The sequence below is a fragment of the Pseudomonas sp. NY15435 genome, assembly GCF_048068295.1.
Classification (GTDB): domain Bacteria; phylum Pseudomonadota; class Gammaproteobacteria; order Pseudomonadales; family Pseudomonadaceae; genus Pseudomonas.
This window is the reverse complement of the sequence record NZ_JBLUQA010000003.1, coordinates 235,662-260,982: the sequence shown is the minus strand read 5'-3', so window position 1 is coordinate 260,982 and position 25,321 is coordinate 235,662. Positions and strand designations below refer to the sequence as shown.

The window sequence follows — 25,321 nt, the reverse complement described above, 5'->3', positions numbered from 1 at the left end:
GGCGACGCCCGGCACGTACCTGTAGGAGCGAGCTTGCTCGCGAACCGCCAAGCACTGTCACTTCGAGGGATGCTGTTCGCGAGCAAGCGTGCTCCTACAATCTCCGTAGGGCGTCTGCCCACGCCTGCAAAGCTTCACAGGCCACGAGCGCAATCTCCTCGTCGCTGCGCCCGGCAAATACCCGCTCCAGTGCATCCGCCGCTATCAGCCCGGCAACGGTCGGTGTACCTACGGCGTCGGTGAGGTCCAGCCACTCACCGAAGCTGGCCGGCGTGTCGTACCAGCGCAGGTAACCCGACGGCGAAACCGGCCACCAGCGCTCGTCGAATTGCAGCACGACTTTCTCAAGTTGCCCCATGCCCAGGTGGTCGAGCGCATTCTGCTGCGCGGGTGGCAAAGGCGGATTGAAGTGAATATCGCGCAGTACGCCGATGGGGACGGTGCAGATGCAGAAGTCGGCGCTTTCATCCGCCACACGCACCTGATCGCCAGACCAGTCGATGGCGGTCGCCGGCCGGTTGAGGCGGATATCCAGCCCTTCGGCAAGATGCGCGACCAGCTGTGAATACCCCTGCGGCAGGAAGCGGTCGCCGGCGCCGACACCTTCTTCGTCGAGTGCATCGACCGACAACGATTCCAGCGGCAGGCAGGCCTCCAGGATCAGGTTGGCGTCCAGGGCGAAGCGAGTGGCGCGGCGGACAGCTTCATCACGTGATTCGAGATAGCGCGCCACGCCATCGGCCAGCGGCAGGCTGCGGTCGATCCCCGCGCGCAGGGCCTCCCAGGCAGCATCGATGTCGGGCAGCGTGCCATCCGCTGCCGCGGCCAGGGGTTGGCCGAAATCGGTTTCCCGCAACGGCAGGCCAAGCTGCCGGGCATGGATGGCCAGGGGGTTGTCGTTGAACTGTTGCAGCCAGGCGGCGCCTTCGTCCACCCAAACCGGGCCCAGGGCAATGCTGTGGACGCGCCCACCGAGGCGGTCGCGGGCTTCCAGCACCACGCACTCGATGCCGGCCTCCCGCAGGTGCCGCGCCGCGGCCAGGCCGGCGAATCCCGCGCCGATCACCAGCACGCGGCGGGCGCCGGCTTCGATGGCGATTCGGGCGGCGCGCAGGCCGTCGTTCCAGGCGCCATGGGTCATGGCCGGAGCGACGGGATTGCAGGCCTCGCCGGCCAGCACCAGCTTGCCGTCCAGCACTTCGCCGAGGCTGCGCCGATGTTCCGGTGTGCCGCCGGGCAGCAGGCTGCTGTAGGCGCCACGGCTGAACGGGTCGTCGCTCCAGTGGGTGACGTGGAAGCGGATGGGGTGGTGGCGAAGGCTATCCATGACGGGCTCGCTCGATAACGAGCGACGACCTTAGCGGGGGTGGGTTCGCCGGCACAAGATCCCGGATGGGCGCACTTTGTAGGAGCGAGCTTGCTCGCGAATGGCGTCAGCCGGCAGCTACAAGGTTGGGCGGTTCGCGAGCAAGCTCGCTCCTACAGGTCAGACGTGGCTCAGGCGTATGACTTGGCGCGCCACCCACACCCCGGTGAACAACACCACGAACAGCCGCAGTGTTTGCATCGCGAGCACCAGGCCGACGTCGGATTGGGTATCCACCGCGATGATCGCCATGGCGTCCAGGCCGCCGGGGCTGGTGGCGAGGTAAAGGGAGAGGAAGTCCATCCCGGTGATGGCCGCCAGCGCCCAGGCGAACAGCGCACAACTGACGATCAGCCCGACTGCGCTGACGATCATGGCCGGCAGGTGGCGGCCGACATAGGCCAGGCTTTCGCGGTCGAAGCGCAGGCCGATGTAGCAGCCGATCACGCCGTAGGCGGTCGCCAGCAACCAGTGCGGCAGGGTGATGTGCAGCACGCCGGTGAGCTGCAGCACGGCGCCGGCCACCAGCGGCACCAGCAGCGGCCCGGCCGGTAGCTTTGCGCCAGCGGTGGTGCAGACGAAGATCAGCAGCAGGCAGTTGATCAGATCGGGCAACGTTGCGGTATCGATGATCGGCGTGCTGTGCGCTACCGAGCCGCCGCCTTCGATGCCCAGAAGCCGCCCGGCCAGGGCACCGGCCATGACCACGCAGACCACCCGCACGTACTGCATGGTGGCGACCACGCGCGGATCGGCGCCGTTGGCTTCGGCCATCGACACCATCGCCGCGGCGCCACCCGGTGCGGTACCCCAGGCAGCGGTGCTGCCGGGGATACCGCCGAAGCGCACCATGGCGTAGCTGACGGCGGCGGAGAGCAACACGGTGAGCACCGTGGCGCTGAGCATCAGCGGCCAGGAAGCGACCATCGCCTGCAGCACCGACCAGCTCATCGCATGGGCAACCAGCAGGCCGATGCAGCCCTGGCTGAGACGGAAGGCGCTGCGTGGCAGACGGATTTCCGCGCCGCTGACACCAAAGGCGATGGCCACCAGCATGGGGCCGAGGAACAGCGCGGCGGGGATGCCGAGCCAGCTTAGCAACTGCCCGGCGCCTCCAGCCCCGAGCGCCAGGGCCAGCCATTGCAGACTGACGGGGATGCGGGCGGTGGAGAGGGCTGGGCGGCTGGACACGGACGGCTCCGGGCGGGGGAAGACGGGAAAATTATCGGTAGCCGGATCGATCAAGTCTATTTTCTAATAGTCATGAATCCATTCCTGAAATTTATCGATTGGCCACCATGGACCTGCGCGATCTCGCCTATTTCGAAACCATCGCCGAGCTCGGCCACCTGGGCCGCGCCGCCGAGCGCCTGGGACGTAGCCAACCAGCACTGACCAAGAGTATCCAGCGCCTGGAGGAATCCCTGGGTGCGCGGTTGTTCCAGCGCGATGGCCGACGGATTCGACTGACACCGGCCGGCGAATTGATGCTGCAACGTGCCAGGCAATTGCGTCAGGACATCGAGGAAACCCGCCGCGAGGTGCGCGATTTCGCTAGTGGGGTGGTGGGCAATATCCGACTCGGCTGCGCGGCGACCATGGCCGAGTACCTTTTGCCGCGCTTGACCGAAGACCTGCTGGCCCGCGCGCCGGATGTCACCATGAGTCTGGTGCTGGGGCAGGACGATGTGTTGCGCGAGGCGTTGCGCAGCGGGCGGTTGGACATGGCGATCTGCTCGCGAATCGTCGACGACCCGCAACTGAGCAGCGAGCCGCTGCTGCAGGACCAGGTAGTGGTGGTTGCCAGTCGTGACCATCCGATCTTCGACGCACCCGTAGCCATGGCCGACCTCTGCCGTTATCGCTGGGTGCTGCCGGCCACCGGGGTGTCGTCGCGGCGCTGGATGGATGCCACCTTCCAGGCTCACCAGTTGCCCATGCCGCAGGTGCAGATCGAGACCAATGCGATCCCCATGCTGCCCAACCTGATCGCCCGCACCCGCCTGCTCAGCTTCATCGCGCGCGAGGCGCTGGCCGGCGGGCACGGCATGGACCAGCTACGCGAGGTGCAGTTGGCCGAGACGACGCTGACGCGGACGATCGGCCTGGCGGTGCGGGAAGGGGCTTATCTCTCACCTGCTGCACAGCTGCTGCGGGGGATGTTGCGCGAGCAGGCTGGGCGGTTCGGGGCGGAGTGGTAGCGGCGACGATTTCCGTAGGGCGGATAACCTGCCCCAGGTAATCCGCCCCGACGCAGTCACGAGACTGTAGGAGCGAGCTTGCTCGCGAACCGCTTCGCTTCGGAGTCGCCGGGAAGCACCGTTCGCGAGCAAGCCCGCTCCTACGAAAAGCGAAGCGCCGTACGTCAGCGGCTGGGGATTTCGCCCACCACGGTGGTGCGATACATCTCCCGCCGCATGCCGTGGTAGTCCGACACCGGGTAGTGCCAGGTGCTGCGGTTGTCCCAGATCGCCAGGGTGCCGGCGGTCCAGCGCATGCGGCAGGTGAAGGCCGGCTGGGTGGCGATGCCGAACAGGTAGTCCAGCAGCGGCTGCGACTCGGCCGGGCGCATGCCCTTGATGCCGCTGGTGTAGGCCGGGTTGATGTAGAGGACTTTCTTGCCGGTCTCCGGGTGTTTGGTTACCAGCGGGTGCGAGCGCACTTCGCCGTCGTGGCTGCCATAGCGCACCGCCATGTTCTCCATCAGGTCGTTGTGCTTGGCCTCGGCGCCGTAGGCGCGTTCGGGGCTGTGGATGGCGTCGAGGGTTTCCAGTTGCGCGCGCAGTTTCGGTGACAGCCATTCGTACGCCAGCGCCAGGTTGGCGTAGAGGGTGTCGCCGCCGAACGGCGGGATGTCATGGCCGTAGAGCAGGGTGAAGGCCGGCGGGCGCTCCTGGAACGACCAGTCGCTGTGCCAGGCGCCGCCGAACACCACCGGGGTCTTCTCGTTGGCTTCCTTCACCACCCGCACCACATGCGGGTGGTCCTCCATGCCGACCACATAGGGTTCGCGGCCGAATTCGCCAAAGCGCAGGGTGACGGCTTCGAGGCTCTCCACGCTGAGATTCTGCCCGCGGATGAACAGCACCTTGTGCGCCAGCAACGCCTGGCGCAGCTCGGCGTAGCCGGCTTCGTCCAGCGTGGTCAGGTCGACGTCGCTGACGTCCGCACCGATCGCGCCGGTGGCCGGGACGATGCGGAAGTGCTTGTACTCGGCGGCGCGGTTCTGGCTCGGCAGCGCGTAGAAGAACTCGAACATGGGGAAGCCTCTTGTGAGTGTTATTGGCACCTGAAGCATGGTCAGCGCCGTCACTTTCTTCCATGATCAAGCCCGCCAAAAATTGACTTTCTCCGCCATGCAACGGTCAGCGAGGCATTCTTGATGGACTGGCGCCAGACCCGCGAAATCACCGGAGTGCAGTACCTGCTCGACAGCGCCCGTGACGAAGGCATCGCTGCGGACGATTGCCTGGTGGGCAGCGCCATCGCCCTGGCCGACCTGCAGGCGAGCGCCGGGCGCATCCAGGCCTGGCAGGAACTGGCGGTGATTCGCAATCTGCTGCAGCGGGTCAGCCGTCCCGGTCTTGGGTTGGCGACGGGACGGCGCTATCACCTCACCTCGTTGGGGCTGCTGGGATTCACCATGCTTGCCAGCCGCACCTTGGAGGAAGCCTTCGAGACCTTCGGCCGCTTCCAGAGCCTGGCGCTGACGCTCTGCCCGGTGAGCAGCGAGACGGAGGCGCGCGGGCTTTGGCTGGTGTACGACGACCGCGTGTTGCCCGAGGATGCCCGCGCCTTCGTGGTGGAGCGGGGCATTGCCGGATGCTGGCAACTTTCCGGCGAGCTACTCCAGCGATCCTTGCAGCCGCTGGCCATTGAGTTGCGCAGCGCGGCACCCGGGGACATCTCGCCGTTCCTCGACACTTTCGGCATCGAGCCGGTGTTCGATGCGCCGCGCAACGCCATGCTCTTTGCCCTGGAAGACCTGCAGGCGCCGCTGCCGCAAGCGCAGATCAGCGCCCGCGACAGCGGTGAGCAACTCTGCGAACGCCTCTGTGGAGAACTGGCATTGACCCTGGCCAGCACACCGACTGCGCGGCAGGTCCAGCAATTGCTGTTGGGCGATTCCGCCAGCCTGCTCGGCGCGGCGGCGGTGGCCGCACGCATGGGGCTTTCCGAGCGCACGCTGCAACGGCGTCTCGCAGAGGAGGGGCAAAGCCTGCAGGTGCTCAATGACGGCATCAAACAGCGCTTGGCCGAGCGGCTTCTGCGCGAATCGCGCATGGATCTGCACGGCATAGCCCAGTGCCTGGGGTACGCCGAGGCGGCGAGTTTTTCCCGGGCCTTCCAGCGCTGGACGGGGCAGTCGCCCGGTCGTTGGAAACGTCAGTCCGGAACCCTCCCGGCGCCCTGAAGTCGAACCGCCCGCGACGCCTCTGCAATGGGCGAAAGCCGCGAGATAGAGCCTCCTGGTGTGGCCGATTGCCATCGGTTGCGGGTTAATTTCGCGCGCTTCCCATCCGTTGCCCTCAAGAGGCGCATCGCCATTTTTCGTGAGGCGCCCAACAAGAAAAGGAGAATCCATGTCCTCAGCAACCTGCCTGCACGCGTGCCTCGGAAGGCGCGGCGCGATGACCTTCAGCGCACTGCATTGGCCGGCGTGAGCCGCCATCCAACCCTTGCACCGGCACCGCGCAAGCGGCGCGGCCGAGTGCCCCTGGCCGGGCATCCGGCCGTCATCCGAGCATTGAGGGAATCAATGAGCAAGACCTTCCGACTGGCCGCCGTGGCCGGCAGCCTGCTGGCTACCGGACTGCCCGCGCTGGCCTATGGCGCCGAACTCGAGGCGCAGATCCGCTGGACCCGTTACGGCATTCCGCACATCCAGGCCAGGGACGAACTGGGCCTGGGCTATGGCATCGGCTACGCCTACGCCCGCGACAACGCCTGCCTGCTGGCCGAGGAAGTCCTCACCGCGCGGGGCGAACGCTCGCGCTACTTCGGCGTGGAGGGCAAATCCTCCGCCGGCATCGGCAACCTGCCTTCGGACTTCTTCTACACCTGGCTCAACGACAACGAATCGCTGCGCCGCCTGCGCAGTGCGCAGCCGCAGCCGATCCGCGACCTTCTCGATGGCTACGCGGCCGGCTACAACCGCTGGCTGTGGGACACCCAGGCCGCCGGCACGCAGTGCGCGGGCAAGGCCTGGCTGCGCCCGCTGGAGGCCGACGACCTGCTGCGCCTGACCCGTCGCTTGCTGGTGCAAGCCGGCGCCGGACAGTTCGCCGAGGCCATGATGGCGGCCACTCCGCCGGGGCAGGTGAGCACATCGGTGGTCAGTGACGGCGAGGTGCTGGCGGCGATGCAGCGTCGCGAAAACTTCCACCGCGACCACGGCAGTAACGCCGTCGCCGTGGGTAGCGAGCGCTCGGCGGACGGCAACGGCCTGCTGTTGGCCAACCCGCACTTTCCCTGGTTCGGGGCGTTGCGCTTCTACCAGATGCACCTGACCATTCCCGGCCAGCTCGACGTGATGGGCGCGTCGCTGCCCGGCATGCCGCTGGTGAATATCGGTTTCAGCAAGGACGTGGCCTGGAGCCACACGGTGGATACCTCCAGCCACTTCACCCTGTACCGCCTCGACCTCGATCCGCAGGACCCGCACAGCTATCGCGTGGATGGCCAGTCGCGGCCGCTGAAGGAAATCACCCTGCGCGTTCGCGTGCTGGAACCCAACGGCCGCGTGGGCGTGCGCAGCCATACGCTGTACGAGTCCGAGTACGGCCCGCTGCTCAGCGTGCCGGGAAAATTCCCCTGGAACGCCAGCGAAGCCTTCGCAGTGCGCGACGCCAACCTGGGCAACGACCGCGTGCTGCAGCAGTGGTACGCCATCGATCACGCGCGCAGCCTGGATGAGTTGCGTGACAGCATCGAGCATGTGCAGGGCATTCCCTGGGTCAACACCCTGGCCACCAACGCCGAGGGCAACGTGCTCTACCTCAACCAGTCGGTGGTGCCGTACCTGAGCCAGCAGCAACTGGCCGACTGCGCCATTACCGAGTTCCAGGGCTTGCCGGTGCTGCAGGGCGGGCGCCGCGCGTGCAACTGGTCGAGCGCGCCGGGTAGCCGTCACGCCGGGCTGACGCCGCCGGAGCAGATGCCGGCGCTTGCGCGCGAGGACTTCGTGCAGAACTCCAACGACAGTGCCTGGATGAGCAACCCGGCGCAGCCGCTGACCGGCTTCTCGCCACTGGTGAGTCGCGATTCGGTTCCGGTCAGCGCCCGTGCGCGCTTCGCCCTGGAGCGGTTGAAGGGAGATGGCAAGATCGGTCCGGACGATCTGCAGAAGATGGTCACCGACAACCGCGTCTACGTTGCCGACATGCTTCTCGACGACCTGCTGCAACTGTGCAAGCCGGCCACCGCGGGCACCGAGGCGGCCTGCGCAGCGCTGGGTTCGTGGGACCGTCACGTCAACCTCGACAGCAATCCGGGCTTCGCCTACTTCCAGGCTTTTGTCGCGCGCTTCCTGAAAATCGACGGTGGTTGGCGCCTGCCCTTCGATCCCAAGCTGCCGCTGGCCACGCCTTCGGGTATCGCCCTGGACAAGCCGGAGGTTCGCCAGCAGGCGCAGCAGGCGCTGGTAGCGGCCGCGCAGGAGATCGACGGCCGCCGCATCCGCGCAGACGAGAAGTGGGGCGAGCTGCAACTGACCGGCGATGTCGCCAACCCGCTGGGCATCCCTGGCGGCACCGGCAACGAGGGCGTGTACAACGCCATCACCTCGGAGTGGCAGGGCGACCATTACCGTGTGCTCAGTGGCAGCAGCTATATCCAGTTGGTGGACTTCACCGCCGACGGGCCGAAGGCGCGTGGGTTGCTGGCGTTCTCGCAGTCCAGCGAGCCGAGCTCGCCGCATCATCGGGACCAGACGGAGCTGTTCGCCCGGCAGCAATGGCCTGAGTTGCCGTTTACCGACGAACAGATCAAGGCTGATCCGGAGTTGAAGGTGATGGAGTTGCGCGAGCAGTAGAGGAACATCGGTAGCCGGAGTGCTTTTGTAGGAGCGAGCTTGCTCGCGAACAGTGTTCTCCGGCCCCCTCCCCGGAGTTGTGCGCTTCGCGAGCAAGCTCGCTCCTACAGGGCGACCGCTGTCACCAGCCTGACACCGAGCGCCCCTAGTCTGGCGGCAAAGCCCCGACGCGTAGGCCGCCGCCATGCCCCTGACCAATGAATCCGTGATCCGCCGCATCCACCGTGAACTGCTCGACCACAGCGATGAAGAGCTGGAACTGGAACTGCTGGAAGATGTGCGCAACCTCGACGAACTGTTCGACGAGCACGCCGACGTCGACGAGGAAAAGCTCGCCCGCCGTCGTTACTTCAGCGAGCTGTTCCGCCTGCAGGGCGAGCTGGTGAAGCTGCAGAGCTGGGTGGTGAAGACCGGCCACAAGGTGGTGATCCTCTTTGAAGGCCGCGATGCGGCAGGCAAGGGCGGCGTGATCAAGCGCATTACCCAACGCCTGAATCCGCGCGTGTGCCGGGTCGCCGCGCTGCCCGCGCCGAATGACCGCGAGCAGACCCAGTGGTACTTCCAGCGCTACGTCTCGCACCTGCCGGCGGCGGGGGAGATCGTCCTGTTCGACCGCAGCTGGTACAACCGCGCCGGGGTCGAACGGGTGATGGGGTTCTGCAACGACGAGCAGTACGAGGAGTTCTTCCGCAGCGTGCCGGAGTTCGAACGCATGCTGGCGCGCTCGGGCATCCAGTTGATCAAGTACTGGTTCTCCATCTCCGACGACGAGCAGCACCTGCGCTTTCTCAGCCGCATCCACGACCCGCTCAAGCAGTGGAAGCTCAGCCCCATGGACCTGGAGTCGCGCCGCCGCTGGGAGGCCTACACCAAGGCCAAGGAAATCATGCTGGATCGCACCCACATTGCCGAGGCGCCCTGGTGGGTGGTGCAGGCCGACGACAAGAAGCGCGCGCGGCTCAATTGCATCAGCCATCTGCTGAAACTGATCCCCTACGAGGACGTCGAGCACCCGGCGGTGATCCTGCCTGCGCGGCAGCGCCACGAGGATTATTCGCGTACGCCGACGCCACGGGAAATCGTGGTGCCGGAGGTTTACTGAGGCCAGGTGGGCAGAGCTTTTCGTAGGAGCGAGCTTGCTCGCGAACCTGGCCGATTGCCGCGGCGTCAGGCACTTCGCGAGCAAGCTCGCTCCTACAGCGTTCGATGCCGGGGCTGAGACACAACTTGTAACATTCCCCGCCGATCATGACCGGGACACCCCTCCACGCGGACTCCCAGCATGACCACCGATACCCTGGCCGCCGGCGATCTTCCCGTCGTCGAAGAACGGCCCCATCTGGAACACAAGCCCGGCCGCATCACCGCCTTTATCTTCTTCGCCGTGCTCGCCGTCGGCCTGCTGTTCTCGGCCTGGAGCCTGGTGCGCGACGTCGACGACGTCACCACCGCGGTCACCACCTGGACGCCATTCCTGCTGCTCGGGGTCGCCTTGTTCATCGCCCTGGGCTTCGAGTTCGTCAACGGCTTCCACGACACCGCCAACGCGGTGGCCACGGTCATCTATACCCACTCGCTGCCGCCGCACTTCGCGGTGGTCTGGTCGGGCTGCTTCAACTTCCTCGGCGTGCTGCTCTCCAGCGGCGCAGTGGCCTTCGGCATCATCGCCCTGCTGCCGGTTGAGCTGATCCTGCAGGTCGGTTCCTCGGCCGGCTTCGCCATGGTCTTCGCCCTGCTGATCGCCGCCATCCTGTGGAACCTCGGCACCTGGTGGCTGGGCCTGCCGGCATCGTCCTCGCACACGTTGATCGGCTCGATCATCGGCGTCGGTATTGCCAATGCGCTGATGCACGGCCGTGACGGCACCAGCGGCGTCGACTGGGCGCAGGCGACCAAGGTCGGCTACTCGCTGTTGCTCTCGCCGCTGATCGGCTTCGTCTGCGCCGCGCTCCTGCTGCTGGCGCTGCGCCTGCTGGTGAAGAACCGCGCGCTGTACAAGGCGCCCAAGGGCAAGACGCCGCCGCCGTGGTGGATTCGTGGCCTGCTGATCCTCACCTGCACCGGAGTGTCGTTCGCCCACGGCTCCAACGACGGGCAGAAGGGCATGGGCCTGATCATGCTGATCCTGGTCGGCACCTTGCCGATGGCCTACGCGCTGAACCGCACCATGCCGGCGGACCAGACCGTGCAGTTCGTCGCCGTTGCCGAAGTTACCCAGCAGGCGCTGGTCCGCGCCGCGCCGCAGCCGGCGCCGGCTGATCCGCGTGCGGTGCTGTCGGAATACGTGCGCACCAAGGAAGCCAAGCCGGAGCTGATCCCGTCCCTGGCGGCGCTGACCGGCGCCATCGGCGCGGAAGTGAAGGGCTACGGCAGCCTGGCCCGCGTGCCGGCCGAAGCCATGGGCAACGTGCGTAACGACATGTACCTGACCAGCGAGGCGATCCGCCTGATGGACAAGGACAAGGTCGGCAACTTCGACGCGGACACCACCAGCAAGCTGGCCGCGTTCAAGGGTAAGATCGACGAGTCGACCCGCTTCATCCCGCTCTGGGTGAAGGTCGCCGTGGCCATCGCCCTCGGCCTGGGCACCATGGTCGGCTGGAAGCGCATCGTGGTCACCGTCGGCGAGAAGATCGGCAAGACCCACCTGACGTACGCCCAGGGCGCCTCGGCGGAACTGGTGGCGATGATGACCATCGGCGCGGCGGACATGTACGGGTTGCCGGTGTCGACGACCCACGTGTTGTCCTCGGGGGTGGCCGGCACCATGGCGGCCAACGGCTCTGGCCTGCAGATGCGCACCATCCGCAACCTGCTGATGGCCTGGGTGCTGACCCTGCCGGCGGCCATCGTGCTCTCCGCTTCGCTCTACTGGCTGTTCACCCATCTGTTCTGATTGGCGTGTACTCACCTTGTAGGAGCGAGCTTGCTCGCGAACAGACCATCCGCCGACTCGGAAGCCGGGCGGGTTCGCGAGCAAGCTCGCTCCTACACGTGTCCTGCCTGCGATCCGGCAAGGTATATCCGATCTTCGGCCCGCTTGAAATATCGAACGCGTGGTGCGTATTTTGTACGGGCTCGCGCACCTCGCGCGGCGTCCTGTGACAAGGACAAGAAGAACAAGGATAAGAAGTCATGAGTAGCGATCTAGCGAACCCACTCGCCGAACGCCTGGCTGGAGTGGAAGAGATCGAGTGCGTCACCCCCGACCTCAACGGGGTGCCGCGTGGCAAGGTGATGACCGGCGAGGGCTTCCTCACCGGGCGCCGGCTGCAACTGGCGCGCGGCGTTCTGCTGCAATGCATCATGGGCGGTTATCCGCCGGCCAAGTACTACGGCAGCGACGATGGCGACCTCGCCCTGATCGCCGAGCCGACCCAGATTCACCGTCTGCCCTGGAGCGACGAACCCCGCGCCTTCGCCATCTGCGATGCGGTGGAACTCGACGGCAAGCCTTCCGGCCTTTCCACCCGCGGCCTGCTCAAGCAGGTGGTCGCGCGCTACGCCGAGCGCGGCTGGAGCCCGGTGGTAGCGACCGAACTGGAGTTCTTCGTCTTCGCGCCCAACCCCGACGCCAACGAAGCCTTCCAGGCGCCGGTCGGCCTCGATGGGCGTCGCGAGATCGGCCACTCGGCCTTCAGCGTGTCCTCCAACAATGGCCTGCGTCCCTTCTTCCAGGACGTCTACCGCTGCATGGAAGCGGTCGGTCTGGAGCGCGACACCTTCATGCACGAGATGGGCACCACCCAGTTCGAGATCAACTTCCTGCATGGCGATCCGGTGCTGCTGGCCGACCAGACCTTCCTGTTCAAGCATCTGCTCAAGGAAGTGGCGCTCAAGCACGGCCTGATCGTGGTGTGCATGGCCAAGCCATTGGCGCATACGCCGGGCAGTTCGATGCACATCCACCAGAGCGTCGTCGATGGCGACGGCCGCAACATCTTCACCGATGCAGGCGGCGAGGCCACGCCGGCGTTCCGGCATTTCATCGGCGGCCAGCAGGCTTGCCTGGCGGACTTCACCCTGCTGTTCGCGCCGAACGTGAACTCCTTCCAGCGCCTGTGCCACCCGTACGCCTCGCCGAACAATGCCTGCTGGTCCCACGACAACCGCGCCGCCGGCCTGCGCATTCCGGCCAGTGCACCGGTGGCCCGGCGGGTGGAGAACCGCCTGGCCGGCGCCGACGCCAACCCGTACCTGGCCATTGCCGCGAGCCTGGCCGCCGGCCTGCACGGCATCGAGCAGACCCTCGAACCCACCGCGCCGATCCAGGGTGAGTTCGAGGTGCCGGATGAGTTGCTGCTGCCCTGCACGATGTACGACGCGATGCAGCGTCTCAAACGCAGCGAACTGGCCCGCGAGGTGTTCGGCAACGAGTTCATCGACGGCTACTGCGCGACCAAGTCCATGGAGCTGACCAGCTTCTTCGACGAGATCAGCCCGTGGGAGCGCCGCGTCCTCGCCGCCCAGGCCTGATGTTGAAAGCCTGATGCGCGGGCCCGCCGACACAGCTGCGGCGAAAGTCTGATGCAGCTGTGATCGGCGGCCATTTCCAGGGGATCTTCAAGCCATCCTCGTGCATCCCGCCGACATCCTTCGAATTACCCCGCATCACCGTGCGCGACGCTCGCCATTCCGGGCCCGGCAGGCCCCTCGACGCGCCGATTGGCAGCCTCTAATGTGTCAGCGCAAGTCCCGCTTTCCGCTGCCCGGACATTGTGCCGGGGTTGTCCTGGACCAGGAGGTCCAATGCTTCGGATCGTCACCGCGTTTCGTGCTCTGTACTTCGCTGCCGTCATGCTCCTGACCGGTTCCGGTCTGCTCAGTACCTACCTCGCGTTGCGCCTGGGCGCGGAGAAGGTCGATGGGCTGTGGATCGGCGCCATGATGGCCGCCTACTACCTCGGCCTCGTCCTCGGCGGCAAGATCGGCCATCGGCTGATCGCCCGCGTCGGTCACATCCGCGCCTACGTCGCCTGTGGCGGGCTGGTCACGGCGGCGGTGCTGGGCATCGGTCTGTTGCCGTGGATCGGCTTCTGGCTGGTGCTGCGGGTCGCCATCGGCCTGGGGATGATGTGCCAGTACATGGTCATTGAGAGCTGGCTCAACGAACAGGCCGAGGCGCGCCAGCGCGGGCTGGTGTTCGCCGGCTACATGGTCGCCTCGTACCTGGGGCTGGTGCTCGGCCAATTGGTGCTGGTGGTGCATCCGGGGCTGGGCCCGGAGCTGCCGATGCTGATCGCGCTATGTTTCGCGATGTCGCTGATCCCGGTGGCGATCACGCACAAGGTCCACCCCGCGCCGTTGCGCCCGGCGCCGCTGGAGCCGCGCTTCTTCATCAAGCGGGTGCCGCAGTCGCTGACCACGGTACTGGTGTCCGGGTTGGTGATCGGCTCCTTCTACGGTTTGGCGCCGCTCTACGCGGTGCGCCAGGGGTTGAGTACGGAGGAGATCGGCCTGTTCATGGGTGGCTGCATCTTCGCTGGGCTGGTGGTGCAATGGCCTCTGGGCTGGCTGTCGGACCGCTACGATCGTGCGGCGCTGATCCGTAATGCTGCGATTCTCTTGCTGGTGGTCGCATTGCCGCTGGCCCTGCTGCCGATGTTGCCGCTGCCGCCGATGACGCTGGCCTGGTTGCTGCCGCTGGGCTTCGTGGTCTGCCTGGTGCAGTTCACGCTGTACCCGCTGGCGGTGGCGTTTTCCAACGACCACGTCGAAGGCGAGCACCGCGTCTCCCTCACTGCCATGTTGCTGGTGACCTTCGGTGTCGGCGCCTGTATCGGCCCGCTGGCGGCCGGCGCGCTGATGAAAGCTTTCGGCGCCAACATGCTCTACGCGTTCGTCTGCGCCTGTTCGCTGATCCTGATCTGGCGCGTGCACCCGGAGAAAGTCAGCGGCGTGCACCGGGTCGACGAAGCACCGGTCAAGCACGTTGCCACGCCCGATAGCCTGGCCTCTTCGCCGCTGTCCGCCGCGCTCGACCCGCGGGTAGCCGAAGCCGCCGTGGAGGAGCAGATGAAGGGCAACGACAGCAGTGCGCCCGCACCTGATGCGGCAGCGGAAGCAGAGGAAGAAAGCCGGCCTGCGTGAGGCCGCAGGGGAAGGGCGGCAAGCGTTTGCCGCCCGGGACGAACTAGAACAGCTCGTCTTTCTCGAAGCGCCGGGCTTCGCGTTGCAGCTGGTAGACGAAGCGCTCGATGTTGCGCTGCGCCAGGCCGCTCATTTGATGAAAGCGTACGCCGGCAAAGCTGTAGCCGACCTTTTCCTCGAAATGCACGTGGCGCAGTTCGACTTCCATGGTCAGGGCGCCGAAGGGCAGGCGCGCGGTGAATTCCTCATAGACCTGGCCGGGCTGCAGGCGATCGACTGCGTTGCCTTCCAGGCGAATCTTGCAGCCAGTGGCGGAAATGTCGATCAGGTTGCCCTTGAGCGGCGATTTCAGCTTGCTGCCACCGATCTCCACGGCCACCGGCTGGCCTTGGCCGACAGGGGCGCGGAAGGCATTGCGGCGCTGGTGGTAAAGCATCTCGGCCGGTACGGGAAGCCAGTAGCAGCGGGCGCCGTCGATCTCGGAGAAGAAGGCGTTCTGGGTGCATTCCCAGGCGATGCGCACGCCTTCGTGGAAGGCTTCGATGCGGAACTGTTCGCCGTTCTGCAGGTAGCGTTCGCCGTCGTTGGGAATGAGTTCGTCGAGGGCGACGATATTGCGGTCGCGGTTGATCTCGACGACGAAGCTCTGGAAGCGCTGGCTGCGCCCTTCGAAGGTGACAACCAGGGGATCGTGACTGTCCATCAGCATTTTCAGGCTGGAGTGGATCTCCACCGGAGCTTTCAACACCTTCGGTGGTTGAGGGCCATTTTCCTCGACGAACAGATTGGACACGGTCCGCGGGTCTCCATTGTGTTTGTTATGAGTCTTGCACGGGGCAGGGCGTGTGATGGCATTTTGCCCGAGGGCGGGCAGTCAGACCAGTGCTGATCGCTGCGATCAGCCTGAGGCTCAGGCCTGGCTGAGCGGGCGCTGGCGACTGCTCTGGGTCGAGCCGCCATGGCGATCGTAGAGACTGGGAGTGTCCTGGCCGCGCAGGATATCGAGCAGGCGCCCGGTGCTGGCCTGGCCGGCGCGGATGACCTTGCCGTTGCGCTGGTTGGCTTCCTGGCACTGGTCGAGGAGGGCGGCGAGCTCGTCGCCACGCGCCAGCAATTCGTTGTTGCCGCTGGCCTGGGCGAGCTGGGCGAGACCCTCGCGGTCGATGCTCACGCCGGCCTGCTGCAGCGCCAGGCTGCGTTCGCGACCATTGCGCTCGAGCTGCTGGAGCAGCGGCAGCTTGCGATCGAGCAGCTTCTGCAGCTGGGCCAGGTCGCGCACCTGCAGCGCCTGGAACTCGTCTTCGATCAGCTGCAGCAGCGCGGTGGCTGCTTCGATGTCGCCATGGATCAGGGAAAGCAGGGCGTCAGACATCTTGGGCTCGGCGTTCTACGAGGGTGGTCCAGCGCGAGTCGGCTCAGCGCTGGGATTCGAAATCGAGCAGCTTGCTGGCGACTTTCTGGCTGTCGACCTGATAGCTGCCGTCAGCGATGGCCGCCTTGATGCGAGCCACTTTTTCATTGTCGACCACGGGCTGATCCTTCAGTTGATCGCTCACTTTCTGCAGCTGCTGCGCGGTATCGCTGAGCTGCACCGATTCGCCGCTCTTGGCCGGGGCGTTGACGGGGGACTCGGCGGCGGCTTCGCTGCGACCGCTCTGGGCGGCACCGCTACGGCCAGTGCTGACTGGCGTAGTGGCCGGGTTCAGCCGGTTGAAGTCGATAACCATGTTGGAAACCTCTGGAGGTATTGGACGCTTGCCAAGCTTTTCGGCCGTCTTGAGAGAAACTTTAGGCCGAATTTTCGTGCGCCCGAACACATTTCGCGCACCACAGAGACCATCATGCCAGAAACGGCCTCGAACCGCAGGGTTACAGGGTGACCTCGACCGTGCCTGGCTCGATCACCCGAGCCTTGACGATACGCTGCGAGCGCAGGTTGCGCACGCGGATCTGCTCGCCGGGCACGCCGTCGGACAGCGCCTCGCCGGGCATCAGCACATTGATGGCGCTGGTGCGGGCGCGGATCACCACCTGCTCGCCCTTGCGCACGGCGGCGGCCTGCTCGAGAAAGATCGGGGCCAGCACCTGATCGTTCACCGTGGAGCGCTTGAGCTTCTGGCCCAGGGCGCGTTCGGGGTCGGTCAGGTAGCCCTGGGTCAATGCGCCGACGTCGCGCTCGACGACGCTGATGTCGGCGGCTTCGATGACGTGGTCGCGCTTGAGTGGCTGAGTGGTGACGACCACTGGGCGGAAAAGCTTGACCGTGGCCGGCACGAAGACGGTCCAGGGCGAGCTGCCGTCGCAGCGCACGCGCACGGTGACCCGACCAACGGGCTGCGCCGGGCTTTCCAGCGCCTGCGTCAGGTCCTTGTCGCACTGCGCCAGGCGCAGGCGGGGGTCGATGCGTGCGACTTCGATGTCGTAGCGCGCGTCTATGCCGGAAGTCTGCAGATAATCTTCCACCTTGAACTCAAGAAAGCCCTGGGTGGAGCCGATAAGGATTTCAGGCGCGGTGAAGCCTTCCGCCCCAGCCGGGGAGAGGGTCAGCGCACCCGTCATGCCGAGCAGCGCAGCCATCAGGGCGCGCGCGGGTCTCAGCTGTCGGAAAAATGTCGTTGCTTGCTTCATGCAACGATCCAAGCAATGGTCATGCCGTCTTCGTGAGTCGGGGCGGCGTTGCGTGCACAGGAGGCTCAATGGCCGGAGTCATGGATTCGGTCAACCAGCGTACGCAGCTGGTTGGCCAGAATCGTCTCGAACTGCTGCTGTTCCGCTTGAACGGCAGCCAGCTGTACGGGATCAACGTGTTCAAGGTGAAGGAGGTGCTGCAATGCCCCCGCCTGACCGTGATGCCCAAGTCCAGCCAGGTGGTGCGCGGGGTGGCGAATATCCGCGGGGGCACCATTCCGATCCTTGATCTGGCGCTGGCGACGGGGCGCCATGCCCTGCGGGATGTCGCCAACAGCTTCGTGATCATCACCGAGTACAACACCAAGGTGCAGGGTTTCCTCGTGCACTCGGTGGAGCGCATCGTCAACATGAACTGGGAGTCGATCCATCCGCCACCCAAGGGGACCGGCCGTGATCACTACCTGACGGCGGTGACGCGGGTGGACAATCAGTTGGTGGAAATCATCGACGTGGAGAAGATCCTCGCCGAAGTGGCGCCGACCTCGGAGGACATCTCCGAAGGTGTGCTGGATGCCGACACCCAGGCCCGAGCGGTCAGCAAGCGCGTGCTGGTGGTGGACGATTCCTCGGTGGCGCGCAAGCAACTGGTGCGTTGCCTGGAGACGGTCGGCGTGGAAGTGCTGGCGCTCAACGATGGCCGCCAGGCGCTGGATTACCTGCACCAGATGGTGGAGGCCGGCGGGCATCCTGGCAGCGATCTGCTGATGGTGATCTCGGATATCGAGATGCCGGAAATGGACGGCTACACGCTCACGGCGGAAATCCGGCACGACCCGCGCATGCAGGATCTGCACATTCTCCTGCATACTTCGTTGTCCGGGGTGTTCAACCAGGCCATGGTGAAGAAGGTCGGCGCTGACGACTTCCTCGCCAAGTTCCGTCCCGATGACCTGGCGGCCCGCGTGTCGGACCGCATCAAGGCAGTGGATGGCGCGACGGCCTGATCCGTTGTGATGAAGTGCGGGTGGCGCCGGTGCCGCCCGCATCGTCTATGGTTTTTTGAGCACCGGTCAGGCAGTTGTCGCCGTAGTCGCGTCGGCAGCCGCCCACGAGCAAAGAGGTTTATCTGTGACATCCACCAATTCTGAATTCGAGCTGTTCCGGGATTTCCTGGAGAAGACCTGCGGCATCCTCCTGGGCGCCAACAAGCAGTACCTGGTCTCCAGCCGCTTGAACAAGTTGATGGAGCAGCAGGGCATCAAGTCCCTGGGCGAACTGGTACAGAAGATTCAGATGCGCAGTCAGCTGCGCGAACAGGTGGTCGACGCGATGACCACCAACGAGACCCTCTGGTTTCGCGATACCTATCCGTTTGAAGTCCTGAAGAACCGCGTGCTGCCGGAGATGATCAAGGCTGCACCCGGCCAGCGCCTGCGCATCTGGTCCGCGGCCTGTTCCTCGGGACAGGAGCCGTACTCGCTGTCGATGTCGATCGACGAGTTCGAACGCACCAACCTCGGCCAGTTGAAGGCAGGCGTGCAGATCGTCGCCACCGACCTCTCTGGCTCCATGCTCACCGCCTGCAAGGCCGGCGAGTACGACAGCCTGGCCATCGGCCGCGGCCTGTCGCAGGAGCGTCTGGCCCGCTACTTCGATCAGAAGACGCCGGGGCGCTGGACGGTGAAGCCGGCGATCAAGAGCCGCGTGGAGTTCCGCGCGCTGAACCTGCTGGACAGCTACGCGACCCTGGGCAAGTTCGACATGGTGTTCTGCCGCAACGTGCTGATCTATTTCTCGGCCGAGGTGAAGCGCGACATCCTCCTGCGCATCCATGCCACGCTCAAGCCCGGCGGCTACCTGTTCCTCGGTGCTTCCGAAGCGCTCAACGCGCTGCCGGACCATTACCAGATGGTTCAGTGCAGCCCGGGGATCATCTACAAGGCCAAGTAACCGGCCGCAGCCCCGCCTGTTCGGGCGGGGTTCCTGCTTCTGCATTCGCATTCATTCGATTGCCGACCATTCGATTGCCGACGGAGTCGGCACCTGCGAGATACGCTTGCGCTCTGGCGTGCTCTAACCCTCTCCCTTTGGAGCGGGGCGCGCAGCCAGGGTTGGGGGAAGGAATGGGCACCGAGTTACCGGAAGAAAGCCCGTTGCTTCCTCGTATGGTTCCTCTGCCGTAAAAGCGGGCTCCGTCTGCAATTTGCCGTGTATCCGCTTCGCATGTTCTTTCTGCAGGAGCGAACTTGCTCGCGAACGAACTCCGTCGAGTGGCCAGGTTCGCGAGCAAGCTCGCTCCTGCAAATAAGCTCCAGGCAAGCGCGGCAAGCTTGCCGCCTTGCCCGAAGCGGCAAGGAAAGCGCTTGCCGCTTTGCCGCTGTTTGCCGCCCCTTGCCGCTCTTCTGTTTCCTTCAAGCCCTTGAAATTAAAGGGTATGCGGTTTTGGCACGCGCCTTGCTGAAGTGTTGGCAAGCCCACACCGGCAAACAGGTTCGCGACCATGAGCATCAGCTTCGACAAAGCCCTCGGCATCCACCAGCAAGCACTGAGCTTCCGCTCCCAGCGCGCGGAAGTCCTGGCCAATAACCTGGCCAACGCCGACACGCCCAACTACAAGGCCCGCGATCTGGATTTCGCCTCGGTACTGGCGGCCCAGTCGGACAAGATGAAGAACGGCACCTTCAGCACCACGCTGACCAATGCCCATCACATCGAGGCCGACGGTTTCGGCATCGGTGACGAATCGCTCAAGTATCGCAACCCGACCCAACCGTCGATCGATCAGAACACCGTCGATGAACAGATCGAACAGTCCAACTACGCGGAAAACTCCGTGCAGTTCCAGGCCTCGTTCACCTTCCTCAACAGCAAGTTCAAAGGGCTGATGAACGCCCTGCGCGGGGAGTAATCGCCATGTCGCTCGCCAGTGTCTTCAACATCGCCGGTACCGGCATGAGTGCCCAGACCACCCGTCTGAACACCACCGCGTCGAACATCGCCAACGCCGAGACCGTTTCCTCCAGCGTGGACCAGACCTACCGCGCCCGCCATCCGGTGTTCGCCACCATGTTCCAGCAGGCTCAGGGCGGCGGCGACCAGGGCTCGCTGTTCGGCGAGACCGACCAGGCCGGCTCCGGCGTACAGGTGCTGGGCGTGGTAGAGGACAAGAGCTCGCTGGTACCGCGCTACGAGCCGAACCACCCGGCTGCCGACAAGGACGGCTACGTCTATTACCCGAACGTCAACGTGGTGGAGGAAATGGCCGACATGATCTCCGCCAGCCGCTCGTTCCAGACCAACGCGGAAATGATGAATACCGCCAAGCAGATGATGCAGAAGGTCCTGACCCTGGGTCAGTAAGCGCTGAGGAAAGAGCACGATGAGCATCGACAACAGTGGCATCAATGGCTCCAGTTCGGTTCTGGACCAGTATGCGATCAACAAGGACAGCGGCAGCGCCACGGCCGGCAAGAGCAATCTTGGCAAGGACGAATTCCTCAAGCTGCTGGTGGCGCAGATGAACAACCAGGACCCGATGTCGCCCCAGGAAAACGGCGAGTTCATCGCCCAGCTGGCCCAGTTCAGCACCGTGGAAGGCATCCAGTCGCTGAACACCAGCATGGACAGCGTGCTTTCCAACTACCAGTCGTCCCAGGCCCTGCAGGCTTCTTCGCTGGTGGGCCGCAAGGTGATCGTGCCGACCGAGAAATCGATGGTGGACACCTCCGAGACCTTCAAGGGCACCTACACCCTGCCGGTGTCCACGGCCAACAGCTGGGTCAACATCTACGACGACAAGGGCACCCTGGTGAACCGCGTCGAGATGGGCCAGCAGACCGCCGGCAACGTCAGCTTCATGTGGGACGGCAAGGATTCCAGCGGCAATCTCGCGCCGCCCGGCCGCTACAAGTTCGAAGCGCAGACCAACTACGAGGGCAAGACCTACGGCCTGACCACCTTCCTGCCGGCCAACGTCGACAGCGTGACCCTCGGGCAGAACGGCGGCGAGCTGACCCTCAACCTCGCCGGACTGGGCAGCATCGGCCTGTCCAAAGTCCAGATCATTGGCCAGTAAGTCGGCGATACCGACCAGGAGCTAAGCATGTCTTTCAATATCGGGCTCAGTGGTATCAAGGCCGCTTCCAGTGACCTCAACACCACCGGCAACAACATCGCCAACGCCAGCACCGTGGGCTTCAAACAGTCCCGCGCGGAGTTCTCCGATGTGTACGCGGCCTCCGTGCTGGGCAGCGGCAGCAACCCGGTGGGCAGCGGCGTGCTGCTGTCCAACGTCTCGCAGCTGTTCAACCAGGGCACCATCGATTCGACCCAGAATGCCCTGGACATGGCCATCAACGGCAACGGCTTCTTCGTCACCAGCAACAACGGCGCGGTGAGCTACACCCGCGCCGGCTACTTCGGCACCGACAAGAACGGTTACGTGGTGGACAACAATGGCTACCGCCTGCAGGGCTATCCGGTGAACGACCAGGGCCAGCTGCAGAGCGGCGTGGTCGGCGACCTGCGCATCGAGACCTCGAACCAGGCGCCCAAGGCGACCACCCAGGTCAGCCAGACCTTCAACCTGAACTCCACCAACACCGTGCCGACGGTTTCCCCGTTCAACTCCAGCGACCCGACCAGCTACAACTCGTCGACCTCGGTGAACATCTATGACAGCCAGGGTAACTCCCATGTCATGACCCAATACTTCACCAAGACCGGCGCGAACACCTGGACCATGAACGTGCTGGTGGACGGCCGCAACCCGGCCAACCCGACCGACGACACCGCCGCCATCACCTCGGCCACCACCGCTGCCGCAGCGACCGGCGCGACCCCGGCCAGCGTGGCCGCTGCAGTGGCTGGCTCTGGCGCCACGCCAGCCGCGATTGCCGCCGCCAACGCCGCCGCCGCGGCCACTGGCGCCACGCCAGCCTCCGTGCTGGCGGCCGTCAGCGGCATGGGCACCAGCCCTTACCAGGTCAACCTGACCTTCAGCCCGGCGGGCCAGCTTCTGACCCAGACCCCGGTGAACAATGGCACCGGCGACGCCTTCACGGTCAACCCCACCGACGGCACCCTGGTGATGGGCGACTGGGTTCCGGCGATTTCCGACGGCAAGACCCCGGCGACCTGGAGCGCCAACGGCGCCACCCCGAACGCCGGCGGCATCACCCTGGACATCCGCAAGTCGACCCAGTACGCCACCGCCTTCGCGGTCAACAGCGTCAACCAGGACGGCTACACCACCGGCCAGCTCTCTGGCCTGGAGATCGATGACGAGGGCAACATCTTCGCCCGCTACACCAATGGCCAGTCCAAGGTGCAGGGCCAGGTGGTGCTGGCGAACTTCGCCAACGTCCAGGGCCTGACTCCGATCGGCAAGACTTCCTGGGTGCAGTCCTCGGAATCCGGCGAGCCGGTGGTCGGCACGCCGCGCTCGGGCACCCTGGGCGCCTTGCAGTCCGGTTCGCTGGAAGCGTCCAACGTCGATCTGTCCAACGAACTGGTGGACCTGATCGTCGCTCAACGCAACTACCAGGCGAACGCCAAGACCATCCAGACCGAAGACGCGGTCACGCAGACCATCATCAACCTGCGCTGATCCTGCTCGCCGTCCGTGACTTCCCTTAAAAGGAAGAGGGCGGTGACTCCGCGCCGGTATCACGGCGCGGGCGGCAAATCTCCTCTTGCCGGTGGCGGCAGATCGTCGCCGCCAACGGCTTCCAATAGCCCCTTTTGGGGCTCTGTCTTTTTATAAGTCCTTATATATTAGTAGGTTGAGAGTTTCTTTCGACTCTGGCACGGCACTTGCTCTATTGCTTCCAAGACAACCCGTACGCGGGTCTGGAGGATTCGATGGACAAGATGCTTTATGTCTCCATGAGCGGCGCCAGCCAGAACACCCTGGCCATGCGCGCCCACGCCAACAACCTGGCGAACATCTCCACCAACGGCTTCCGCCGTGACTTCGAGCAGGCGCGTTCGATGCAGGTGTTCGGCGACAGTTTTCCGTCGCGGGTCTACGCCATGAGCGAACGTCCGGCCACCGACTTTTCCGCCGGCAGCCTGCAGGAAACCGGGCGCGACCTGGACGTGGCCGCCAAGGGCGATTCCTGGATCGCCGTGCAGGCCCCCGATGGCAGCGAAGCCTATGTGCGCACCGGCAGCCTGGAAATCGACGCCCTCGGCCAGCTGCGCACCGGCGATGGTTTGCCGGTGATCGGCAATGGCGGGCCGATTGCCGTGCCGCCGCAGGAAAAGATCGACATCGGCGAGGACGGCACCATCAGCATCCGCGGCCTGGGCGACAACCCCAGCGTGGTGGCCGAGGTGGACCGCATCAAGCTGGTTACCCCGGACCCCAAGCAACTGGAGAAGGGCGCCGACGGCCTCGTGCGCATCAAGCAACAGCCCGGCCAGCCGGCGGTGCAGGCCGACGCCAACGCGAAGATCGAATCGGGCTTCCTCGAAGCGAGCAACGTCAATGCGGTGGAAGAGATGACCTCGATCCTCTCGCTGTCCCGCCAGTTCGAGCTCCACGTGAAGATGATGCGCACCGCCGAGGATGACTCGGCGGCCATGGCGCGTGTTTTGCAGTTCAGCTGATTAGAACCTGATTAACCGTTCGAGGCGCCACGAATCCGGCGCCCGAGGAGAACGACATGCTTCCGGCACTTTGGGTCAGCAAGACCGGTCTGTCCGCCCAGGACATGAACCTGACCACCATTTCCAACAACCTGGCGAACGTCTCGACCACCGGCTTCAAGCGTGATCGCGCCGAGTTCCAGGACCTGCTGTACCAGATCAAGCGTCAGCCCGGTGCCAACTCCACACAGGACAGCCAGCTCCCTTCGGGCCTGCAGCTGGGGACCGGTGTACGCATTGTCGGCACGCAGAAGAACTTCACCGAAGGCAGCCTGCAGACCACCGACCAGCCGCTGGACATGGCGGTCAACGGTCGCGGCTTCTTCCAGGTGCTCATGCCCGACGGCACCGTCGGCTACACCCGTGACGGCAGCTTCCACCTGAACTCCGACGGCCAGATCGTCACCGCCAACGGCTACGCGCTGGAACCGGCCATCGTCGTGCCGAATGAGACCCAGACCTTCACTGTCGGCCAGGACGGCACCGTCTCGGTGACCACCACCGCCAACCCGCAGCCGCAGATCATCGGCAACCTGCAGACCGCCGACTTCATCAACCCGGCCGGCCTGCAGGCCATCGGCAACAACCTGTTCCTGGAAACCGGTTCCAGCGGCGCGCCACAGGTCGGCACGCCGGGCCTGAACGGCTTGGGCACGGTGCAGCAGAACACCCTGGAAAACTCCAACGTCAACGTGGTCGAGGAACTGGTGAACATGATCACCACCCAGCGCGCCTACGAGATGAACTCAAAGGTGATCTCCACCGCTGACCAGATGCTCTCGTTCGTCACCCAGAACCTGTAAGTCCTGATCCCGTAGTCGCTCTCCCCGAGAGGTAGCTGTAGATGAACCGTTCCCACCTCCTTCCGCTGCTGGCCATCGCCGCGTTGGCAGGGTGCGTGAGCCCGCCGCCCAAGCCGGACGATCCCTATTACGCTCCGGTGCTGCCGCGTACCCCGATGCCGGCCGCGCAGAACAACGGTTCGATCTACCAGTCGGGTTTCGACAACAACCTTTACGGCGACCGCAAGGCCTTCCGCGTGGGTGACATCATCACCATTACCCTTAACGAGAAGACCCAGGCGAGCAAGAAGGCCAGCTCCGACATCTCCAAGGACAGCAAGACCAAGATGGGCCTGACCGGCATGCTCGGCAGTAGCCTGACCACCGACAATCCCATCGGCGGCGGCGACCTCAGCCTCTCCGCCGAATACGGCGGCTCGCGCGATGCCAAGGGCGACAGCCAGGCTGGGCAGAGCAACAGCCTGACCGGCTCGATCACCGTCACCGTGGCCGACGTCATGCCCAACGGCATCCTCGCCGTGCGCGGCGAGAAGTGGATGACCCTGAACACCGGCAACGAGCTGGTGCGCATCGCCGGCCTGATTCGCGCCGACGACATCGCCACCGACAACACCGTCGCTTCCAACCGGGTGGCCGATGCGCGCATCACCTACTCGGGCACCGGCGCGTTCGCCGATGCGAGCCAGCCGGGTTGGTTCGACCGCTTCTTCCTCAGCCCGCTGTTCCCGTTCTGAGCAGGGTGAATGT

Annotated in this window: 23 protein-coding genes; 16 read left to right on the top strand and 7 right to left on the bottom strand. The window is 65.1% G+C overall.

The genetic code is table 11. The features are described from left to right. Nucleotides 1-94: 94 nt before the first annotated feature. Nucleotides 95-1,327 carry an FAD-dependent oxidoreductase gene (locus ACNFH5_RS08425; protein ID WP_416745167.1) on the bottom strand — a complete coding sequence of 411 codons (1,233 nt, stop codon included), beginning with the start codon at nt 1,325-1,327 and terminating at the stop codon, nt 95-97. Nucleotides 1,328-1,486: 159 nt separating this feature from the next. Then, the gene (locus ACNFH5_RS08420; RefSeq protein WP_416745166.1) at nt 1,487-2,557 is read right to left on the bottom strand and encodes an AbrB family transcriptional regulator; all 1,071 of its coding nucleotides are present in this window, start codon (nt 2,555-2,557) and stop codon (nt 1,487-1,489) included. A gap of 107 nt (nt 2,558-2,664) precedes the next feature. On the opposite strand from ACNFH5_RS08420, the gene ACNFH5_RS08415 reads away from it, so the two are divergent. After that, nucleotides 2,665-3,567 (top strand): LysR family transcriptional regulator, encoded by a 903-nt coding sequence (locus tag ACNFH5_RS08415; protein ID WP_416745165.1) that lies wholly within the window; start codon nt 2,665-2,667, stop codon nt 3,565-3,567. 164 nt (nt 3,568-3,731) lie between these two features. Here ACNFH5_RS08415 and ACNFH5_RS08410 read toward each other — a convergent pair whose 3' ends face one another. After that, entirely contained in the window at nt 3,732-4,625 is an 894-nt protein-coding gene (locus ACNFH5_RS08410; RefSeq protein WP_416745164.1) for a TauD/TfdA dioxygenase family protein, read from the bottom strand. Between the two features lie 123 nt (nt 4,626-4,748). Here ACNFH5_RS08410 and ACNFH5_RS08405 point away from each other — a divergent pair, with 123 nt between their 5' ends. The 6 genes from ACNFH5_RS08405 (at nt 4,749) to ACNFH5_RS08380 (ending at nt 14,489) form a co-directional block, all read left to right on the top strand. Next, nucleotides 4,749-5,780 (top strand): AraC family transcriptional regulator, encoded by a 1,032-nt coding sequence (locus ACNFH5_RS08405; protein ID WP_416745163.1) that lies wholly within the window; start codon nt 4,749-4,751, stop codon nt 5,778-5,780. Between the two features lie 345 nt (nt 5,781-6,125). Further along, entirely contained in the window at nt 6,126-8,399 is a 2,274-nt protein-coding gene (locus ACNFH5_RS08400; RefSeq protein ID WP_416745162.1) for an acylase, read from the top strand. 184 nt (nt 8,400-8,583) lie between these two features. Continuing rightward, nucleotides 8,584-9,501 (top strand): polyphosphate kinase 2, encoded by a 918-nt coding sequence (gene ppk2, locus ACNFH5_RS08395; protein WP_416745161.1) that lies wholly within the window; start codon nt 8,584-8,586, stop codon nt 9,499-9,501. 180 nt (nt 9,502-9,681) lie between these two features. Then, on the top strand, nt 9,682-11,295 hold the full coding sequence (locus ACNFH5_RS08390) for an inorganic phosphate transporter (protein WP_416745160.1): 1,614 nt from the start codon (nt 9,682-9,684) through the stop codon (nt 11,293-11,295). Between the two features lie 341 nt (nt 11,296-11,636). Beyond that, nucleotides 11,637-12,875, top strand: coding sequence for a glutamine synthetase family protein (locus ACNFH5_RS08385; RefSeq protein WP_416745640.1), 1,239 nt, complete (start codon nt 11,637-11,639; stop codon nt 12,873-12,875). Between the two features lie 273 nt (nt 12,876-13,148). Beyond that, the gene (locus tag ACNFH5_RS08380; protein WP_416745159.1) at nt 13,149-14,489 is read left to right on the top strand and encodes an MFS transporter; all 1,341 of its coding nucleotides are present in this window, start codon (nt 13,149-13,151) and stop codon (nt 14,487-14,489) included. A 43-nt stretch (nt 14,490-14,532) separates the two neighbouring features. On the opposite strand, the gene ACNFH5_RS08375 is transcribed toward ACNFH5_RS08380, so the two are convergent. The 4 genes from ACNFH5_RS08375 to flgA form a co-directional block, all read right to left on the bottom strand. Further along, nucleotides 14,533-15,282: a flagellar brake protein gene (locus ACNFH5_RS08375; RefSeq protein ID WP_416745158.1), complete on the bottom strand. Its 750-nt coding sequence runs from the start codon at nt 15,280-15,282 to the stop codon at nt 14,533-14,535. A gap of 117 nt (nt 15,283-15,399) precedes the next feature. Beyond that, nucleotides 15,400-15,861, bottom strand: a complete 462-nt coding sequence (locus ACNFH5_RS08370; protein ID WP_416745157.1) for a flagella synthesis protein FlgN — start codon at nt 15,859-15,861, stop codon at nt 15,400-15,402. A gap of 43 nt (nt 15,862-15,904) precedes the next feature. Further along, a complete protein-coding gene (gene flgM / locus ACNFH5_RS08365) occupies nt 15,905-16,216 on the bottom strand; it encodes a flagellar biosynthesis anti-sigma factor FlgM (RefSeq protein WP_416745156.1) in 312 nt (103 codons plus the stop codon). 142 nt (nt 16,217-16,358) lie between these two features. After that, nucleotides 16,359-17,048: a flagellar basal body P-ring formation chaperone FlgA gene (gene flgA / locus ACNFH5_RS08360; RefSeq protein WP_416745638.1), complete on the bottom strand. Its 690-nt coding sequence runs from the start codon at nt 17,046-17,048 to the stop codon at nt 16,359-16,361. Nucleotides 17,049-17,185: 137 nt separating this feature from the next. Here flgA and ACNFH5_RS08355 point away from each other — a divergent pair, with 137 nt between their 5' ends. From ACNFH5_RS08355 to flgH, 9 genes are all read left to right on the top strand, one after another. Next, a complete protein-coding gene (locus ACNFH5_RS08355) occupies nt 17,186-18,124 on the top strand; it encodes a chemotaxis protein CheV (protein ID WP_416745155.1) in 939 nt (312 codons plus the stop codon). Nucleotides 18,125-18,248: 124 nt separating this feature from the next. Continuing rightward, a complete protein-coding gene (cheR, locus tag ACNFH5_RS08350; RefSeq protein WP_416745154.1) occupies nt 18,249-19,070 on the top strand; it encodes a protein-glutamate O-methyltransferase CheR in 822 nt (273 codons plus the stop codon). 550 nt (nt 19,071-19,620) lie between these two features. Next, the gene (gene flgB, locus ACNFH5_RS08345; RefSeq protein ID WP_416745153.1) at nt 19,621-20,028 is read left to right on the top strand and encodes a flagellar basal body rod protein FlgB; all 408 of its coding nucleotides are present in this window, start codon (nt 19,621-19,623) and stop codon (nt 20,026-20,028) included. 5 nt (nt 20,029-20,033) lie between these two features. After that, complete coding sequence (gene flgC / locus ACNFH5_RS08340; RefSeq protein ID WP_017520252.1) at nt 20,034-20,480, top strand: flagellar basal body rod protein FlgC; 447 nt, start codon at nt 20,034-20,036, stop codon at nt 20,478-20,480. A gap of 19 nt (nt 20,481-20,499) precedes the next feature. Then, nucleotides 20,500-21,195: a flagellar hook assembly protein FlgD gene (gene flgD, locus ACNFH5_RS08335; RefSeq protein WP_416745152.1), complete on the top strand. Its 696-nt coding sequence runs from the start codon at nt 20,500-20,502 to the stop codon at nt 21,193-21,195. A 27-nt stretch (nt 21,196-21,222) separates the two neighbouring features. Beyond that, nucleotides 21,223-22,728 (top strand): flagellar hook protein FlgE, encoded by a 1,506-nt coding sequence (locus ACNFH5_RS08330; protein WP_416745151.1) that lies wholly within the window; start codon nt 21,223-21,225, stop codon nt 22,726-22,728. A 254-nt stretch (nt 22,729-22,982) separates the two neighbouring features. After that, entirely contained in the window at nt 22,983-23,732 is a 750-nt protein-coding gene (gene flgF / locus ACNFH5_RS08325) for a flagellar basal-body rod protein FlgF (RefSeq protein ID WP_416745150.1), read from the top strand. Nucleotides 23,733-23,788: 56 nt separating this feature from the next. Further along, nucleotides 23,789-24,574, top strand: coding sequence for a flagellar basal-body rod protein FlgG (gene flgG / locus ACNFH5_RS08320; protein WP_413349723.1), 786 nt, complete (start codon nt 23,789-23,791; stop codon nt 24,572-24,574). 41 nt (nt 24,575-24,615) lie between these two features. Beyond that, the gene (gene flgH, locus ACNFH5_RS08315) at nt 24,616-25,308 is read left to right on the top strand and encodes a flagellar basal body L-ring protein FlgH (RefSeq protein ID WP_017520257.1); all 693 of its coding nucleotides are present in this window, start codon (nt 24,616-24,618) and stop codon (nt 25,306-25,308) included. The last annotated feature ends 13 nt before the right edge of the window (nt 25,309-25,321 follow it).

Bases quoted from the DNA above. Each gene is read 5' to 3' on its own strand.
- ACNFH5_RS08425 (WP_416745167.1), bottom strand. From the start codon at position 1,327: ATGGATAGCCTTCGCCACCACCCCATCCGCTTCCACGTCACCCACTGG.
- ACNFH5_RS08415 (WP_416745165.1), top strand. From the start codon at position 2,665: ATGGACCTGCGCGATCTCGCCTATTTCGAAACCATCGCCGAGCTCGGC.
- ACNFH5_RS08410 (WP_416745164.1), bottom strand. From the start codon at position 4,625: ATGTTCGAGTTCTTCTACGCGCTGCCGAGCCAGAACCGCGCCGCCGAG.
- ACNFH5_RS08405 (WP_416745163.1), top strand. From the start codon at position 4,749: ATGGACTGGCGCCAGACCCGCGAAATCACCGGAGTGCAGTACCTGCTC.
- ACNFH5_RS08400 (WP_416745162.1), top strand. From the start codon at position 6,126: ATGAGCAAGACCTTCCGACTGGCCGCCGTGGCCGGCAGCCTGCTGGCT.
- ppk2 (WP_416745161.1), top strand. From the start codon at position 8,584: ATGCCCCTGACCAATGAATCCGTGATCCGCCGCATCCACCGTGAACTG.
- ACNFH5_RS08390 (WP_416745160.1), top strand. From the start codon at position 9,682: ATGACCACCGATACCCTGGCCGCCGGCGATCTTCCCGTCGTCGAAGAA.
- ACNFH5_RS08385 (WP_416745640.1), top strand. From the start codon at position 11,637: ATGACCGGCGAGGGCTTCCTCACCGGGCGCCGGCTGCAACTGGCGCGC.
- ACNFH5_RS08380 (WP_416745159.1), top strand. From the start codon at position 13,149: ATGCTTCGGATCGTCACCGCGTTTCGTGCTCTGTACTTCGCTGCCGTC.
- ACNFH5_RS08370 (WP_416745157.1), bottom strand. From the start codon at position 15,861: ATGTCTGACGCCCTGCTTTCCCTGATCCATGGCGACATCGAAGCAGCC.
- flgM (WP_416745156.1), bottom strand. From the start codon at position 16,216: ATGGTTATCGACTTCAACCGGCTGAACCCGGCCACTACGCCAGTCAGC.
- flgA (WP_416745638.1), bottom strand. From the start codon at position 17,048: ATGACGGGTGCGCTGACCCTCTCCCCGGCTGGGGCGGAAGGCTTCACC.
- ACNFH5_RS08355 (WP_416745155.1), top strand. From the start codon at position 17,186: ATGGCCGGAGTCATGGATTCGGTCAACCAGCGTACGCAGCTGGTTGGC.
- flgB (WP_416745153.1), top strand. From the start codon at position 19,621: ATGAGCATCAGCTTCGACAAAGCCCTCGGCATCCACCAGCAAGCACTG.
- flgC (WP_017520252.1), top strand. From the start codon at position 20,034: ATGTCGCTCGCCAGTGTCTTCAACATCGCCGGTACCGGCATGAGTGCC.
- flgD (WP_416745152.1), top strand. From the start codon at position 20,500: ATGAGCATCGACAACAGTGGCATCAATGGCTCCAGTTCGGTTCTGGAC.
- ACNFH5_RS08330 (WP_416745151.1), top strand. From the start codon at position 21,223: ATGTCTTTCAATATCGGGCTCAGTGGTATCAAGGCCGCTTCCAGTGAC.
- flgF (WP_416745150.1), top strand. From the start codon at position 22,983: ATGGACAAGATGCTTTATGTCTCCATGAGCGGCGCCAGCCAGAACACC.
- flgG (WP_413349723.1), top strand. From the start codon at position 23,789: ATGCTTCCGGCACTTTGGGTCAGCAAGACCGGTCTGTCCGCCCAGGAC.
- flgH (WP_017520257.1), top strand. From the start codon at position 24,616: ATGAACCGTTCCCACCTCCTTCCGCTGCTGGCCATCGCCGCGTTGGCA.